Below are 17,030 nucleotides of genomic sequence, written 5' to 3' on the forward strand. Positions count from 1 at the left end.
TTTAATAGTGACATTTACCGCATTCCAATCCACCCATTTGAGCGATTGTTAACTTGTCAACTCCGTATTTTTTTGAAAGTTCTTCGTGCATTTTGGTATAGTATTCGTTGCTCTCCAAATTCACGTTGGTCTCTCTGTGGCAATTAATACACCAGCCCATGGTAAGCGGGGCAAACTGCTCCATCACTTCCATTTCTTCGACAGGACCATGACAGGTCTGACATTCGACTCCTGCTACGGTAACGTGTTGTGAGTGATTGAAATAGGCAAAATCTGGTAGGTTGTGAATTCGCAACCATTTAACAGGCTGTGTTTTCCCCGTATAGGCTTGCGTGTCTTCATCCCAGCCTACAGCTGCGTATAATTTTTTAATTTCCTGATTGTAATCTACTCCAAATTCGGCTCCTTCGGCTTGTGTTTCCGGGGCTACCTCCGCTATATTCTTGTGACAGTTCATACACACATTCAAGGATGGAATCCCCGATGTCTTGCTCTTTCTTGCCGAACTATGGCAATAATTACAATCTATTTGATTGTCACCGGCATGTATTCTGTGTGAATAATGAATAGGTTGCACCGGAGCATATCCTTGATCTACACCAACTTGCATCATCCATCCATAAGCGAAATATCCTGCAGCGAGCAATAAGAAGATGCTGGTTGTTAATACCAGAAATTGATTCTGTGCGAATGCTTTCCAGACAGGTAGTTGCTTTTCTTTCTTTTCGAATTCAACACCATTGGCTTCGGCTATTCTCTTAAGTGTGTTTCTCACCAAGAAGAGCATTACAACTAGTAGTAAAAATAACAGTGTTAAGGCCCCAAGAATAATATCATTTGAAACATTACCTCCTTCATTTCCCCCACCACCAGTTGGCACTTCCGCTACTACAGGTTCAGGTTTTGGCTGACTTGTGTAGGCTAAAATATTATCGATATCTGTATCGGACAATGCAGGGAAAGGGGTCATTACCGAGTTATTGTTTTCGGTAAAAAGTTTAACCGCGAGTGCATCGCCTGCCTTTACGAGTTCTTGACTATTTCTTATCCATTTGCGCAACCATTCCTTCTCATATTTTTGAGCTACACCTCGAAGTTCCGGACCCGTTGCCTTTTTGTCGAGTTTATGACAGGCAGCACAATTTGCCTTAAACAATGCTTCTCCGGCAGCAACGTCACCTGTGTCCTGTGCGATAATAGTAGTTGAAAAAGTTAGCAAACAAGCTAACAAAAGAAGCGACAATTGAGAGGGTAGATTTCGGTAATTCACCTTTTTCATACTAATGGTTAAATTATTGTCTATAGTTTGGCGCGTATTTGGTTACCTCAATATGTTGGTTACGTACCATAAATAACGGCACAAAAGTACGGTTTAAAGTCGATTTCCAAAATGCAAATAAAGTGTTAATGATTAATTTATATTTATTCTAAATAATATTTTTACACTTCTAAAAGTTATTATGGTTTACATTTGCATTAAAGACAAAATTACATGAAACTACCATCAAGGTTTAACCTATTTGTTTTCAGTTTATTAGTGATTTTTTTTTCTGAATTTGCGCTAGCGCAGCAGGCAACAGTCACCGTTCATCAAGACGCAAAAATTCCGCAGTTATTGGAGTTAAAAAAGTCGCTTGAAAAGGAAAATAAGTTGTCTGAAGGCTATACCATTCAATTGTATTACGGTGAATTAAATCAGGCGAATTCGATCATTAGAAAGTATCGCGGCATCTATGGAACATGGCCTGCATCCATAGAATATGAAACGCCTAATTATAAGGTCTGGGTGGGTAGTTACGGCTCGCGTATTGAAGCGGATCGAGCCCTAATTGAAATTCAAAAAAACTTCCCTTCGGCTTTTATCTTAAAACCGGAACGCAGAAAATAAGACATTAAAAAACCCACTAAAGAGTGGGTTTTTTAATTTATAGTTGCTTCTATTTATTTTAGCTTTTTCTTTACGGCTACTTCCTGGAAGGCTTCAATAATATCCCCTTCTTTAATATCGTTGTAATTTTTCACCTGGATACCACAATCGTATCCTTTGGCTACTTCTTTTACGTCATCTTTAAATCGCTTTAACGAGTCCAATTCTCCCGTAAATACAACAACTCCTTCGCGTATCAATCGTATACCTGAATTTCTGAATATCTTTCCGCTTAAGACCATACAACCAGCAATAGTTCCCACTTTCGAGATCTTGAACGTCTCACGGATTTCAGCGGTACCACTAATCTCTTCTTTCATTTCAGGAGATAACATTCCTTCCATCGCATCCTTCAGATCGTTGATCGCATCGTAAATAATAGAATAAGTACGGATATCTATTTCTTCCTTGTCGGCTATTTGACGTGCATTCCCCATTGGGCGTACATTAAATCCAATGATAATTGCATCGGAAGCAGAAGCCAGCAATACGTCACTTTCGGTGATAGGTCCAACTGCTTTATGAATGATATTCACCTGAATTTCTTCCGTAGATAGTTTTTGGAACGAATCTGTCAATGCTTCCACCGAACCATCCACGTCACCTTTCAGAATAATATTCAATTCTTTAAAGTCGCCTAAAGCAATACGTCTTCCAATCTCATCTAAGGTAATATGACGTTGCGTTCTAACCGATTGCTCGCGTTGTAACTGCGTACGTTTGGTTGCCACAGCCTTGGCTTCACGCTCATCTTCAAAAACGTTAAACTTGTCACCTGCCTGAGGTGCTCCATCCAGCCCTAAAATAGACACTGGTGTTGAAGGACCGGCTTCTTTTACATTCTTGCCACGCTCGTCGTGCATCGCTTTTACTTTTCCACTATTCTTTCCGGCCAGGACATAGTCCCCAACTCTTAGGGTTCCGCCCTGCACTAAAATAGTAGATACATATCCTCTTCCCTTGTCTAAGAATGCTTCCACCACAGTACCGTAGGCACCGCGATCGGGATTTGCTTTCAATTCTAGGATTTCGGCTTCCAGCAATACTTTTTCAAGTAATTCGGGGACTCCTTCTCCTGTTTTTGCAGAAATATCGTGTGATTGAATCTTTCCACCCCAATCCTCAACCAAAAGATTCATCTGTGCTAAACCTTCCTTAATCTTTTCGGGATTTGCGGTTGGTTTATCAATTTTATTGATAGCAAATACAATAGGAACTCCCGCCGCTTGCGCATGGCTTATTGCCTCCTTGGTTTGAGGCATAATATCGTCATCGGCAGCTACTACAATAATGGCAAGATCGGTCACTTGCGCACCTCTCGCTCGCATCGCTGTAAAGGCCTCGTGCCCAGGTGTATCTAAGAAGGCGATCTTTTGGCCATTCTCCAATTGCACCCCATAGGCACCAATATGTTGTGTAATCCCTCCGGATTCTCCAGCAATTACATTTTCTTCTCGAATATAATCCAGCAAGGACGTTTTTCCGTGATCCACGTGACCCATTACGGTAACGATTGGGGCTCTTGGCTTTAAATCCTCGGGCGCATCTTCAATCTCTTGAACCGCTTCTTCAATATCGGCTGTTACGAACTCAACTTCGAAACCAAATTCATCGGCTACGATCGATAAGGTCTCCGCATCCAGACGCTGGTTCATGGTTACCATCATCCCCAATGACATACAGGCAGAAATTACCTGAGTTACGGGAACGTCCATCATTGTAGCCACCTCACTAACCGTAACAAATTCGGTTAATTTCAGCAACTTATTGTCTGCTTCCTGTTGTGCTAGTTCATCTTCCGATTTTTGACGGTGGCTATCTCTTTTCTCTCTACGATACTTGGCGCCTTTCCCTTTGGAAGATTTTCCTTGAAGTTTTTCTAAGGTCTCACGCACTTGTTTTTGTACTTCTTCTTCGCTTGGTTCTTCTTTTGGGACATTAGTGCGTCCAGTGCCTTTTCGGCCTGCACCTCTGTTGTCTCTGAAGTTCCCGCTTTTTGGAGCTTCCTTACTTATACGACGTCTGCGTCCTTTCTTTTCAGCAGACGACTTATCGTCTTTCTTTTCAACCTTTTTCTTTTCCGGTTTTTTAAATTGGGTAAGATCAATTTTCTTACCGGTGAAGTTTGGTCCGTCTAATTTTTTATAATTGGTTTCAACCACCTTGGATGCTTTAGGCGCTTCCGTTTCAACTTCTGGAGTTTCTTCTTTAGCGACAATTTCTTCCTTGGGTTTTTCCTTTACAGGTTCTTCCTTCTTCACTTCGGCAACTACCTTTTCTTCAACAGTGGGTTTTACCTCTTCTACTACTTTTTCTTCAGCAACTACTGGTGGTGCCGGTTTTTCTTCTTTCTTGGCTTTTTTAGCCTCCAAATCGATTTTTCCAACTTGCTTTGGACCGTCCAGTTTTACCTCGGCCTTTATAACACGAGAGGCTTCTTTTTTCTCCTTTTCTTCCATCTCACGTTCCCGTGCCATACGAAGCTCTTCCTTCTCTTTACGCTTTTCCTCACCCACTTCTTTGGACTCCATCTTCTTACTCTTGTCGGTTTGGAATTCCTCAAAAAGTATTTCATATTCTTCATTGGAAATCTTGGTGGTAGGTCGTGCCTCCACCTCATGGCCCTTGGAACTCAAAAATTCCACGGCGCGATCCAGCGAGATATTGAATTCGCGTAATACTTTGTTAAGCCTAATCGATTTTACTTCAGCCATAAATATGCTTTCTCCTGTTATTCTCTTTAATATATGATAAAAGTAGTTAAACTTCTAACTACTCTTCAAATTCTTCTCTTAATATGTTAATAACCTCTTGAATTGTCTCTTCCTCAAGATCGGTACGCTTCACCAAATCATTGATATCGTGTTCCAAGACACTTTTTGCCGTATCCAATCCAATTTTATGAAATTCGGCGATGATCCACTCTTCGATCTCATCGGAGAATTCACGCAATTCTACATCTTCTTCAGCGCCTTCACGCAATACATCGATCTCATATCCGGTAAGTTGTCCCGCCAATCGGATATTGTGTCCACCACGTCCAATTGCTTTTGAAACTTCTTCCGGTTTTAAGATCACTTCGGCTCTTTTCTTCACTTCATCGATCTTGATAGAGGTTACTTTTGCAGGACTAAGCGCACGTGTAATAAATAAATTCAGATTGTTGGTATAATTGATCACATCAATATTTTCGTTACCCAGTTCACGAACGATTCCGTGGATACGCGATCCCTTCATTCCTACACAGGCTCCTACTGGATCGATACGATCGTCATACGAATCTACCGCCACTTTTGCCTTTTCTCCTGGAATTCGCACTACTTTCTTTACAGTAATTAAGCCGTCGAAAACTTCGGGAATTTCTTGTTCAAACAATTTTTCAAGAAATAACGGACTTGCACGTGACATCAAAATGGTTGGTTTGTTTCCTTTGAGCTCAACACTTTCTATAATTCCACGTACGTTATCTCCCTTTCTGAAAAAGTCAGAAGGAATTTGTTTGTCCTTTGGCAGGATAATTTCATTTCCATCATCATCCAATAAAATAACAGCACGGTGACGAATATGATGTACCTCAGCGGTATAAATTTCGCCTTCCAATTCTTTAAATTGCTTATAGATATTGGTATTGTCGTGTTCGTGAATTTTTGAAATAAGGTTTTGGCGTAATGCCAAGATGGAACGACGTCCCAGATCGATTAATTTTACCTCTTCCGAAACATCTTCACCAATTTCAAAATCGGGTTCAATTTTACGAGCAGCAGACAAGGAGATCTCTTCATTTTCATCTTCCACTTCACCATCGGCTACCACTATACGGTTTCGCCAAATCTCTAAATCGCCTTTATCGGGATTTATGATAATATCGAAATTATCATCACTTCCGTATTTCTTTTTTAACGCATTTCTAAAAACGTCTTCCAGTATCGCCATAAGCGTTACTCTGTCTATCAGTTTATCGTCCTTAAATTCCGAAAAAGAATCGATCAACGCTAAATTTTCCATATCATGCTATTAATTAAATGTTATCATCACTTTTGCTTCAACAATATTTGAATACGCCACAACCGCCTCTTTTTGTACGGTCACTTTTCCTTTACCAACCGGTTTGGGCTCTCTGGCCTTCCACTGAAGGGTAATCGCGGTATCGGTTGCCTTTGTCAATTCGGCCTCAATTGCTTCTCCTTCATGGGTCTTTACCTTCAGTGTTCTGCCAATATTCTTCTTGTACTGACGTGGTATTTCCAAAGGTTCAGATACTCCTGCCGACATTACCTCTAAAGAAAAATCGAGCTCCTCCCTGTCTAGATTGTGTTCAATTTCGCGACTTACAGCAATACAATCTTCCACGGTCACTCCTGTATCTCCGTCCAAAATTACTCTAATGTGATTGGCTTCAGAAATAGATAAATCAATTAAAAAGAGAGATTTGTTTTTGTCTAAAGCTTGCCCCAGCAGTTGTATTACCTGTTCCCGCATCAATTTAAGCTATAAAAAGAGGGGACTTTATTGTCCCCTCAGCTAGTTACATATCAAATTCGGTGCAAATATACTACATTTTTTTTATTTTAAAAAAGAGAGGTGCTACCGATTTATTTTTGTATTTTAATACTGACAAATCAACCAAATAGTTCCAACCATATGAAACGAATTCTAGTCCCTACCGATTTTTCCAAACAAGCTGAAAACGCCTTGCAGGTTGCTGTACAAATGGCTAAGAAGCACGACAGTGAAATATATTTAATACACTCGTTAGAAATGCCATTGCATTTAGGAAATTCGGGCGCGACCGGAAGTTTACCCGAATCATTGTACTTTATAAAGTTAGCCGAAAAGAATTTCGAAGACCTTTTTAAGAAACCGTATTTAAAAGGAGTTAAAATAAGAGAGGCCATTGGTCATGCCGAAATTTATGAGGACATCAAAGAAGCGGTCGAAAAGAATAAGTTGGATCTTGTAGTAATGGGATCACATGGCGCTAGTGGATTTAAGGAAATGTTTATTGGCAGTAACACCGAGAAAGTAGTGCGTACTTCTAAAATTCCGGTTTTGGTGATCAAGAACCACCACGTGGATTTTAAAATAAACGATTTTGTATTTGCAACCGATTTTTCTGAAGAATGTCGCGATAGCTTTAAGGAAGCACAAAAATTTGCCAAAGCTGCCGGAGCGCAACTCCATTTACTCTACATTAATACGCCAAATGACTTTAGAACAAGCGCCGAAGCCAACACCATGATGTTGAAATTTATCACCGGGTCTGGTCTTGAAAATTTCAGTCTGAATGTCTATAACGATACCTCTGTCGAAAAGGGGATTCTCAATTTTGCAAAAGATATGAAAGCCCAACTCATAGGGATGAGTACACATGGCCGTAAAGGCCTATCACACTTCTTCAACGGAAGTATAAGTGAAGACATGGTGAATCATGCGAATATGCCTGTGATCACTTTCAAAATTAAATGATACGACATCGTCTGTTTTTACTTTACTTTTTTATACTGGGCTGTGGCGGCACCGAGTATCAAAAACCGAACGAAGTGACTGTTGTAGATACCCTGCAAGTGCAGCATTCTATCGATCTGGAAATTAATGAACCTACCACACCAACAGGAGCTATTACTGCTAATTTTAACGAAGAAGCTATTCCGTTTTACGCCTATATTGAAGAAACAGACACCACCGAAGCCATTACACAAATTGCCTTTCAGAAAACTGAAATTCCCAATATAACCATCCCCGATTCCTACGGTGCCAGTCTTTCGTATTTGCGATTCCCTGAATTTGACCAGGATCTGCTTTTGGTAACCGCAAAAATTAAAGATACCAGCTTCAACAAATACTATCTGTACCAATATCAAAATAATACTTGGCAACTGGTTGTAAATCGGTTTGCAATTCACAAAAATCATGTGGCAGATACCCTAATTCCTATTCAGGTGGACCCAAAAAATCCTGAAAATATGTTGCGTTATTATTCGGTATTCGATTTGGATAGAGAAAGTGATTTGGGGTATACTTGGCGCTTATTACAAGAAAGCATCCCTATTTTAACTAAGTAAACCAACCTGCATGAATCTGCCTGTTTAGGCCTTCTTAGCTTCGGAAGTACTGACCGATCTTTTATCGATGATATTCTTGGGTTTTCTACTCAAGAGTGGGTTTTGAAGTGCTTCGATTACATCTTTTTCATGAAATTCAATTTTAGGACTTACCCTTAATTTGGCTCTAAAGTGATCCTTTATATTTTGCAATAAGTCCTCAGATTGATTTTTTGAAGCGATCTTTACCAGAATCTCGTCCGTCCCCAATTCGTTGTGATAGATCTCAAACACATAGCCCTCAATTTCTTCGAAATGGCTAAGTACATTAAACATGGCAGGTGGGTACAGGGTCGTTCCCTTGTATTTGATCATGTGTTTCTTTCTGCCCACCACGGCTCCCAATCGAAGTGTATTTCGTCCACAATCGCATGGGGTTGTATGCGCCTGTACCATATCACCGGTCTTGAATCTCAGGAGCGGCATGGCCTCAACGCCCAAGGTAGTAATGACAAGTTCCCCGACTTCTCCTTCAGCAACAGGCTCATTGGCTTCGTCCAGTATTTCAGCAATAATCAATTCCGGGTGATGATGCCCACCTACATGGAACTTACATTCATTAAAGGCTGTACTCATTTCGGTAGAGGCATAGGTGCTAAACAGCTCAATATCCCATTCAGCCAAAATTTTACGAGCCAATGTATTGTATGAAAAATCCTGTTCGCGGATAGGTTCGCCTATGCAAATTGCTCCTTTAACGCCGGCTTTGTTTAGGTCGATATCATTCAAATAAGCATATTCTATTAACTTCAGTAAAAAAGACGGCACTACAATAAGGTAGGTAGGATTGAATTTTTTTATGGAATCCCATTGTAATTCGGGTACCCCTGAGCCTACACGAATAATGCCGGCTCCAAGTTCTCTCGCGCCCAAAAAATACGCCATCCCCGCCATAAAACGCCTGTCTATCGTGGTCATAAGTTGCAACACATCTTCGTGAGTCACCCCCGAACATGCAAAACTAATGGCTTCATTATAGGCCAATCGATCCAAATCATTGTTTGTTAGTGCCAGCATCACCGGCTCTCCCAATGTCCCGGACGTGGTAACAAAATCGATGATCCTATTTCTAGCAACACAGATAAAATCGTCATTATACTGTTGTAATTGTTCTTTGGTGGTTACGGGTACGCTTCGAAGTGCTTCCAAGGAATTAATTGTCTCCGCTTCAATTTGGTGTTGTTCAAAAACGCGGCGGTAATAAGGCGAATTATTAAACACATAGGAGATGAGTTCTTTCAGTTTTTTTTCCTGAAATAATTTGATTTCACCCAGGGTCGCTTTTTCAATATCCGGAATCATTTCTTCAATTTTCTTCTAAGTTTCTTACGTTCTTTTTCCACCTTTTCACGATCGGGAACCGTAGTAATTTCTAAGGTAATTGCCTTTTCAAATGCTTTGAGCGCAGCAGCTTTATAATTGTTTTGAAGATAATACATTCCCGCTAAATAATAGGCCTTCCAATAGTTGGGATTTAAGTTCTGTAATTTTACTAACTGCGACGCGGATACTGTATTTTTATTTTCGATGGCAGCTTCAATTTCCCTTTCCAAAAGGCGATAGGCCTCATAATTGCGAAAATCTTTGGTCGAAGCAAAGGAATCCTCAGCAATGGTTAGTTTTTTTTCTGAAACTGAAGTAAGTGCCGGCCTTCCCTCCCTGTTTTTGAAGACTTCATTCAGATCATACGCCACAAACTCACCTAACTGATACGGATGTGTGGACACCCATACTTTTAATTCGCTTGGTTTAAATACAATACCGTGATGCGCTAACAGTTGGTTCAAGGCTTTTTCATTTCCGAAGCCAATAGGAAGGTCATCCAAACCTTCCTTATTCCGAAGTATGAAAACCGCATCCTTAGGCACCAATACCTCCTGTTCGCCTATCAATTCTTTCATCCTCTCAAAGCGATACTGTGAATGACTTTCCTCTATTTGCTTCAAATTTCTTTTGTCTTGTGCAAAGGTATCACTTTGGAAGTGGTTGGAACAGATTAACTGACTGCTATTGGGCACTTCGTACACACCAAATCCCGAGGGAGCCATCTCGATTAAGGCTGCTCTGCCATCGGCAGCGCTTCCTATAAAAATAGATTCAGAAACAAACACTTCTTTGGTTTTTGCAATTTCCACGGCCTCCTCAATAGTGGCGGCATATTGTAAAATCTCACGTGTTACTATAGAAATGGGCGTTTTCGCCACTAAAGGAATCTTAGATTTTCCGGCATTCATGGTTACTGTCAACCCTTGATCGTTCATTCCAGAAACCACCCCTATCATCCCACCCCAGGTAACCGACATGAATTTATAGCCTTCGGAAGGGTTTACAAAGGCTACGATCTTTTCTTGAGCAAAATCGTCTCCGGCATAGAAATCAAAATTTCGTCCTATGAGTAATTTTCCATCTGGGGTCTTATCGCCCCAAACGGCAAATGAGGAACATCCCACCAAGGCCAGATCCTGTAGTGCATGCCCTATATCGTGTGCCCCATGCAAGTACAGCAGTCTTAAATAAGGAGGCGCAATATGATTGTATTTTTGGGATGAAAATTGAGAAAGTCCATAAATTTCGGCTTTGTATTCCTCGGGAATATGAAGGTACATTTTCCTGTTGAACCATGCCAAAAATTTTCGAAGGAAGGCCTGTTTTCCTTTTGACGGAACAATTTCTTCTACCTTATCCAAGAAAACAGCCTCTTGTTGCTGCATGAGTTCCTGAGTTAAAAGACCGGTGGCTATTCCTCGTTCTAAAGGATCGCCTTCTACATACAATTCCCAAAGCCCGTACTCGTTTTTTGTCAAAAAATTATTTCCGGCTGTGAATACAGTATCCGAAATCACTATGCGCTCGGGAACTGCAATATTATAGGCACTCAAATCAGGCTTGTCCTGTAATGACTTGGAAATCCCGCAAGAAGTAAGGAGTGATGCTACGAATAGCAAAATAAAATAATATTTCAATCTACTGTGGTAACGCTCCATTATTTCTAGATTTTGCCATTTTCTTGTTTGTTCGCGTTAGCACTCTCTTTTCTTTATAATTTACCCATCGTTCGCCCCATAATTTTCGCATGACATTTTCAAACGGACGCATTGCAAAGACATTGGCCAACATTTTAACAAATCGCACCGGATGGCGTGGAAGTGAACGCAATGTGATTGAAAATCCGCCGTCCAGATATTTAATGTAATGCCAGTATCCGCTTGGCATATACAAGGCATCTCCATGCTTCATTTCGGCGTAGATTCCCTGCGCTTTTTGAAGTGCCGGATATTTTGAAAAATCGGGATTATCCATATCAATAGCCTCCAAATTGTGAACTGCAAAAGGTACTTTGTACAAATATTTGGTTTGTTTGGGTGAAAAAAGGGTGACTGCCTTATGCCCGTGAAAATGAAAATGTACTAAATCTGACAAATCCATATCGTAATGTGGCAAAACACGAGAGCCGCCTCCGCCAAAAAACATCACCGGTAAGCGTTTAAAGAATTTCAGTCCGATATCGGGATATTTTATGTCCTTTAAAAGTTCGGGCATATTATCTAAGATATTATAGAAGAATATTCGAAGATCTGTAGGTTGCGATTTGAGAAGCTCCAAATAGTCGTATAACTTCATTGTCTTCACGGGTGCTGCCGAATTTTGCTTGCCTTTGGTTGGTTCGCTATTGTACAGAGGGACCTTTTGATCGCCTGCATGTTCTTGAAAATAGTCAAGGTTCCATTTTTCGTAGGCATCCCAATCCTTGGCTAATTTCTCGATAAGTACCGGCCGCTGTGGTTTATAGTACTTCTCAATAAATTCCTGCTTAGATATGTTTTTTACTCTTTCAACCGCTATGGTTGTAATTTGCCCCATACAGTTAGCTTTTTACTTCTTCTTTTAAGTTGGCTTCTTTTATTTTATCCAATAGATACTCACTTCCTAGTATGACCGAACAAGTAACGATGCCACTAATAGTCACGCCTAAAATTCCATGCATGTTTAAACTTTGACCGGTAAAATACAGGTTTCTAATTTTGGTTCTAGCTGAAATAAAAGATTTTAACGAATTATTCGCATCCTTTACATAGCCGTACATAGAGCCTCGATTACAACCAATATAATCTCGGTATGATAAAGGAGTGGAGGAATAAACCGCTTGGATGCACTGCCTGATATTCGGAAACTTTTTCTCGATTTCTACTAAAAACTGTTCTTCTTTTTGTGCTTTAAAGTCCTCATAGGTTTGTCCCCTGTCGTTCTTTTTGGCAGCAGTATTAAACGTCCCTACCCAGGGAGCCATTTCATCAAAATTCATATAGGTCATGGCCGCCATATTATCTGCGTATCCATCGAAATTCTTCTTGATACCCATCGAAATCATATATGCTCTTGGCCAGTCCTCCTTGGTGTAATTTTGCGCATCCCAAATACCTTCATGGCTTTTATAGTGATAGTAATTTTTATTGATGTATTTAAAAGTTCCGGGTTTTAATACTAAGTATAAGGTAAAGGCTGCGATGGTACTTTCGATATTTTCAATTCGGGAAACATAGGACTTTCTAAAATTTTCCTTCCCAACCATTTTTATGGTTAATTTAGGTTCAATATTCGAAATAAAAAGATCGCCCTTTACCAGATTTCCACTTTCTGTTCGAGCCGCACATATTAAACCGTCTTCAAGTTCAAAATCCACAACTTCCTGACGTTTGTATGCCTCTCCTCCCGCTTCTCGCAATCGGTTGAGCAGAGCCTTCGTTATCTGACTCCCGCCGTTGACAACTCTGTAGGCACTTTCTATATAACTGTTTACGGAAAGGGCATGCACGTAAAAAGGTGTGCGATCTGCCTCTCCCGCATATAGCAGGTTGCTTCCGCCTAATACAGCGCGCAATTTTTTGTTCGAAGTAATCGAATCGATATACTCTTTGGCATATAATTCAAAAACTTCGGTGTCGTCATAATAAGGCTTTCCAAGCTTTACCTTGTAGAGAGGGAATTTACTACAGGTCTCCTTCAGTTTGTCGCAATAAGCGATAATGGCCGCCTTTTCTTCAGGAAAATCTGAAACTAGGCCCTTTATAAAATTATCGTAGCCCTGTCCGTGTTTGTATTCTAATTTATCATCGTCAAAGGAGATGATATCAAATCCATCCTCATCTAATTTCTGAAGTTCAATATCATCCATAATCCCTAAATACTTGAAATATTGATAGAGATTTTGACCTTCTGAAAGTCCCCCGATATAATGCACCCCAGTATCGAAGATTGTTTTGTTACGCACAAATGTTTGCAAATTACCCCCAAACTGATTGTTCTTTTCGAGCACACACACACTGCGACCTTCCTTTGCAAGAATGATAGCCGAAACCAGACCACCTAAGCCGCTTCCAACAATTACAACATCATATTTCTCTTTTAATTTCAAGTATTTTCCTTTTGTTTAAAGATAATAAGTTTGTCGTCCTTATAGACAATCTTAGGCTTCAAAAAGTGTTTATTTTCTGAATTGTTTGCTTGAAAGGCTGATTCTTCTGAAGCATTAATAATAAATGTATCGGCAGCATGAGCCAGTGCCTCTTCTTTATTGTTCAGAAGTTGAATTCTATTGTAGTGTGAGAAGATAAAACTATTCCTCACAATACTTCTGTTTGTTTCATCTTCGATATAGCTGTATATTTTTCGTTCTGCACTATCCAAAAGAAGTAGAAAATCTAATTGCCCGAAACCATCGGATAAGTTGACGATCGAACTCTTTTTACCAACGACATCCACAATTTTTGCATAGGCAAGCTTGCGTTCATTTAAGTCTTTCTTTACACGACTATAAAGCCCATCTCCCTTATAGCGATAGTCATTTTTTATCACTGAATGAAAATAAGTTTCATCCTCGATCTCATTTCTTAATTTTTCGAATTGAGATCTGAAAAACGCCCCAATACTTTTTGTTTGTTCCTTATATGATGCCCCATAGGAAATGTCTTCAGAAGAAATACGATGCAGAATTTTTATAGTAATACTTCCATCGCGAATCACAAAACTGCCTTTAGGAAGCACTTCAGAATTTCCGTGAATTAATACCGGAATAAGATCCAAGTTCAGTTTTTCAGCAAGAAAAAACGCCCCCTTATGAAAACGTCTTATCTTATTGGTAGTAGATCTCGTCCCCTCCGGAAAGGCCATTAACGAATACCCTTGCGCAACCTTTTGACGCAGTTGTTCTACTCCGTTTTCAATGCCTCCCGAAACCGGATAAAAACCAGCCATTTGTACCGCTTTTCCAAAAATTGGCGAATTATACACCCAGTCATTTACCAAGAAAATAATTTTGGGATGAAGCATGCCCACTGCAAGGATATCCAAAAAAGAAGTGTGATTCGCAATGATAATTCCGGGTTTTGTAAACGTCTCTCCGCCCGTATTAATAATACGTTTTTTTACAAAGGGATTGGTGTATAAAACCGATTTCATAAATTTTGAAATAACCTTATGAAACACACGCATTTTTACTTTTTTACGCAGTGGTATTATTGGCATGAAAAGCGCACTAAAAACAGAAAGACACAGGCCTCCCAGACCGTAATAAGTAAACGAAAGAACTGAATGCACAAGAAGCCTCAAAGATATAGGTCGTTTGGTTTTACTTCCAATAAACAATATAAACAGCAGGGGTTGGATCGTAAAAGAAACAAACATCGCCGAAAATATTCCTATGATAGAAACTACAGAAATGGAATACAGGGCGGGGTGTTGGGCAAAGATTAAGACTCCAACGCCCAATATTGTTGTGATTACAGAAAGGATTATCGAAGTTTTATGAGTTGCAAGCGTTTTTTCTCCGGTCCTATATTCCTTGAGCATACCTGTTGTCACAAAGATGCTGTAATCGATCCCCAGACCAAATATAAATGTTGAAATTATAATATTGAAGATATTAAACTCCAGGCCTACCAAGCCCATAACGCCAATGGTGATTACCCAGGTAAGAAGTATGGGAATTGCAGTGACCAGTGTGAGCGAAAAACTTCGGAAAAACAACAGTAGTAGTATCAACACCGCAAGGATGGAATATCCAATCAGGCTATTAAAATCATTTTTAAGATTTCCCAACAGCGTTTCATTCATCTCCTGTCTATCTATGACCAGCGTCTGCGGCCTTTTCTTAAAAGCTTGTTTCACTGCTTTCGCATTTCCATCATCCACCTTCACCAAACTTGTCACCGTTGTTAAATCAGTTTCCTCATTGACAAAATCGTCTATCGAAAAGGTGTCAAAAGCCTTGTAATCTTCCAAATTCATAGGACTGAAATCGGACCCTAAAAGAGCGTAAAACGAATTGAATGTAGTTGGTTTAAAACCAAAGGTTGCTCCACTTTCAATGAGATGGGTTTTGGTCTGCTCAACGACTTCAGGATTCCAAAATTCCTTCCAGGTTGCAATCTGTTTTCTCTGAATTTCTTCGGAATGAATTAATGCTCCAACCGAGCTAAAACTAATTATCGCTCCTTCTTCTTTTAACTCCTGTAGCTTCCTAAAAACACTGTCGTTCTCCAAAAGCGCTTCTTCTGTATTTTTTCCGAAGCTGGCCAGATAAATGGATTTAGATTCTAAATTGGTAAGCGCATCTAAATTTGCCCTTGCTTGAGTAGCGGTGGCAGGTTCAAAATTTAATTTTGAGATATCTTTGTTGAAGACAGTATTCTTATATGTAAATGCACTAATCGCCACCAGAACAGTAACGAGCCCAATAAGCCACTTGTTTTTGTGAAAATTGTATGCAGAAATTCTATCCAACACAGTGGCCTTAACCGATTTACTTCCACCACCTTTATAGACAAGCGGAATAAATATCAAGGCAAAGACCGAAGCGCCTATTACACTTACCGCTGCAAAAATTCCCAAATCCTGCAAGGCTTGTGATTCTAAAAAAAGTAGGCATAAAAATGCCAAGGCAGTCGTTAAACTGCTCATTAAAATGGGCTTGGTAATTTCGCTATAGAGTCGTTCGATGGATTCGTTGTTTCGAATGTGCGTTAGAATATGCAGGGAATAATCTAGGGTAACTCCAAGAAGCACCGATCCTATACCCAGAGACACGGCAGATATTTCTGTTCTTACCAGATTAAGAAAAGCCACCGATAGCAATCCTCCAAAAATTGTTGGGGTAAAAAGTATAAGAGGAATTGTAAGTTTTCTATAAAAAACAATAAAAATAAGCATGAGCATTGTGAGCGCTATTCCTACTGTGAATTGTATATCTTTTTTGATCTGTTGCGCATTTGCCACCGCAATCAATGCCGCACCAAAATATTCGCTATAGGCCCTACTTTCAAACGAAGTATTTAGCTGTTCCTGAATTGTATTTAACTTTTCAGCAAATACCGAATTCTGCGATGTTTCACTGGATGGAAAGCTTGGAGTTATAAAAATCAAGAGATTCTTTTCGTCCTTACTCAATAAAAATCCGTCTCTTAAGGTAAATTGATCACCAATGGCCAATTGCCGCATTTTTTGCATGGCCATAAAAGAAATCCCCAGTGGATCTCTTAACAGTGATTTTTTTGCAATAATTCCCGAAGGACTTATAAGTGTCTTGTAATTGGTCTCGGTGATCTGTGCAATACTGTCTTTGGAAAGTTTATTTTCAATGGTTTTATAATCGGTTTCATCGAGAAAAAGAGGCGCATTTTGATATAATAAATCGAGTGTAGTTTCTATAGACGGATCGTCTACTTTTCCCTGAATGTCTTTTATATACGTCGCTGCATGCGTGTCAATGCTGTCGAGAAAGTCCTGCGCATATTTAACGAGGTCATCAGGAGTTCCTCCCTCACGACTTTGAATATTTACGATAATCTTGTCGGTGAAATTAACCGATTTCAATATTCGCTGAATGTTTTGTGTCTTGCTATTTGAAGGAATGAGCTTAGAAATATCCTCTTCAAACCGAATTTTTGATGCGAAAAACCCCAGCGCACTTACCAAAAGCAAGACGCAAATAAGAGACAAGACCTTAT

General features: G+C 39.8%; 12 protein-coding genes. 3 read left to right on the forward strand and 9 right to left on the reverse strand.

Features of this window, described 5'->3' with window-relative positions; translation table 11 throughout:
* Position 1 precedes the first annotated feature (1 nt).
* Positions 2–1,279: a c-type cytochrome gene (locus K8F54_RS12760; protein ID WP_290791545.1), complete on the reverse strand. Its 1,278-nt coding sequence runs from the start codon at positions 1,277–1,279 to the stop codon at positions 2–4.
* Between the two features lie 213 nt (positions 1,280–1,492).
* On the opposite strand from K8F54_RS12760, the gene K8F54_RS12765 reads away from it, so the two are divergent.
* Positions 1,493–1,888 carry an SPOR domain-containing protein gene (locus K8F54_RS12765; protein WP_290791547.1) on the forward strand — a complete coding sequence of 132 codons (396 nt, stop codon included), beginning with the start codon at positions 1,493–1,495 and terminating at the stop codon, positions 1,886–1,888.
* Positions 1,889–1,941: 53 nt separating this feature from the next.
* Here the strand turns inward: K8F54_RS12765 and infB are convergent, their stop codons facing one another.
* From infB to rimP, 3 genes are read right to left on the reverse strand one after another with little or no spacing between them, the layout of a single operon-like run.
* A complete protein-coding gene (gene infB, locus K8F54_RS12770; protein WP_290791549.1) occupies positions 1,942–4,641 on the reverse strand; it encodes a translation initiation factor IF-2 in 2,700 nt (899 codons plus the stop codon).
* A gap of 58 nt (positions 4,642–4,699) precedes the next feature.
* Positions 4,700–5,932: a transcription termination factor NusA gene (gene nusA / locus K8F54_RS12775; protein ID WP_290791551.1), complete on the reverse strand. Its 1,233-nt coding sequence runs from the start codon at positions 5,930–5,932 to the stop codon at positions 4,700–4,702.
* 9 nt (positions 5,933–5,941) lie between these two features.
* The gene (rimP, locus tag K8F54_RS12780; RefSeq protein ID WP_290791553.1) at positions 5,942–6,409 is read right to left on the reverse strand and encodes a ribosome assembly cofactor RimP; all 468 of its coding nucleotides are present in this window, start codon (positions 6,407–6,409) and stop codon (positions 5,942–5,944) included.
* A 159-nt stretch (positions 6,410–6,568) separates the two neighbouring features.
* Between rimP and K8F54_RS12785 the strand changes: the two genes are divergently transcribed.
* Together K8F54_RS12785 and K8F54_RS12790 are read left to right on the forward strand one after the other, a co-directional pair.
* Positions 6,569–7,393, forward strand: a complete 825-nt coding sequence (locus K8F54_RS12785) for a universal stress protein (RefSeq protein WP_290791555.1) — start codon at positions 6,569–6,571, stop codon at positions 7,391–7,393.
* Complete coding sequence (locus K8F54_RS12790) at positions 7,390–7,989, forward strand: hypothetical protein (protein WP_290791557.1); 600 nt, start codon at positions 7,390–7,392, stop codon at positions 7,987–7,989. Before K8F54_RS12785 ends, K8F54_RS12790 begins: the two co-directional genes overlap by 4 nt.
* Positions 7,990–8,013: 24 nt before the next feature.
* Here K8F54_RS12790 and K8F54_RS12795 read toward each other — a convergent pair whose 3' ends face one another.
* Genes K8F54_RS12795 through K8F54_RS12815 form a run of 5 tightly spaced genes read right to left on the reverse strand, consistent with a single transcriptional unit; the run spans position 8,014 to position 17,022 of the window.
* The gene (locus K8F54_RS12795) at positions 8,014–9,330 is read right to left on the reverse strand and encodes an AMP-binding protein (RefSeq protein ID WP_290791559.1); all 1,317 of its coding nucleotides are present in this window, start codon (positions 9,328–9,330) and stop codon (positions 8,014–8,016) included.
* A complete protein-coding gene (locus K8F54_RS12800; protein ID WP_290791561.1) occupies positions 9,327–11,012 on the reverse strand; it encodes a C45 family autoproteolytic acyltransferase/hydolase in 1,686 nt (561 codons plus the stop codon). The genes K8F54_RS12795 and K8F54_RS12800 overlap by 4 nt, the downstream gene beginning before the upstream one ends.
* The gene (locus tag K8F54_RS12805) at positions 10,993–11,889 is read right to left on the reverse strand and encodes a cupin-like domain-containing protein (protein WP_290791563.1); all 897 of its coding nucleotides are present in this window, start codon (positions 11,887–11,889) and stop codon (positions 10,993–10,995) included. Before K8F54_RS12805 ends, K8F54_RS12800 begins: the two co-directional genes overlap by 20 nt.
* A gap of 4 nt (positions 11,890–11,893) precedes the next feature.
* Positions 11,894–13,441, reverse strand: a complete 1,548-nt coding sequence (locus K8F54_RS12810) for an NAD(P)/FAD-dependent oxidoreductase (protein WP_290791565.1) — start codon at positions 13,439–13,441, stop codon at positions 11,894–11,896.
* A complete protein-coding gene (locus tag K8F54_RS12815; protein WP_290791567.1) occupies positions 13,438–17,022 on the reverse strand; it encodes a 1-acyl-sn-glycerol-3-phosphate acyltransferase in 3,585 nt (1,194 codons plus the stop codon). The genes K8F54_RS12810 and K8F54_RS12815 overlap by 4 nt, the downstream gene beginning before the upstream one ends.
* Between the last annotated feature and the right edge of the window lie 8 nt (positions 17,023–17,030).

The sequence above is a fragment of the Altibacter sp. genome (genome assembly GCF_019913785.1).
Lineage (GTDB): Bacteria > Bacteroidota > Bacteroidia > Flavobacteriales > Flavobacteriaceae > Altibacter.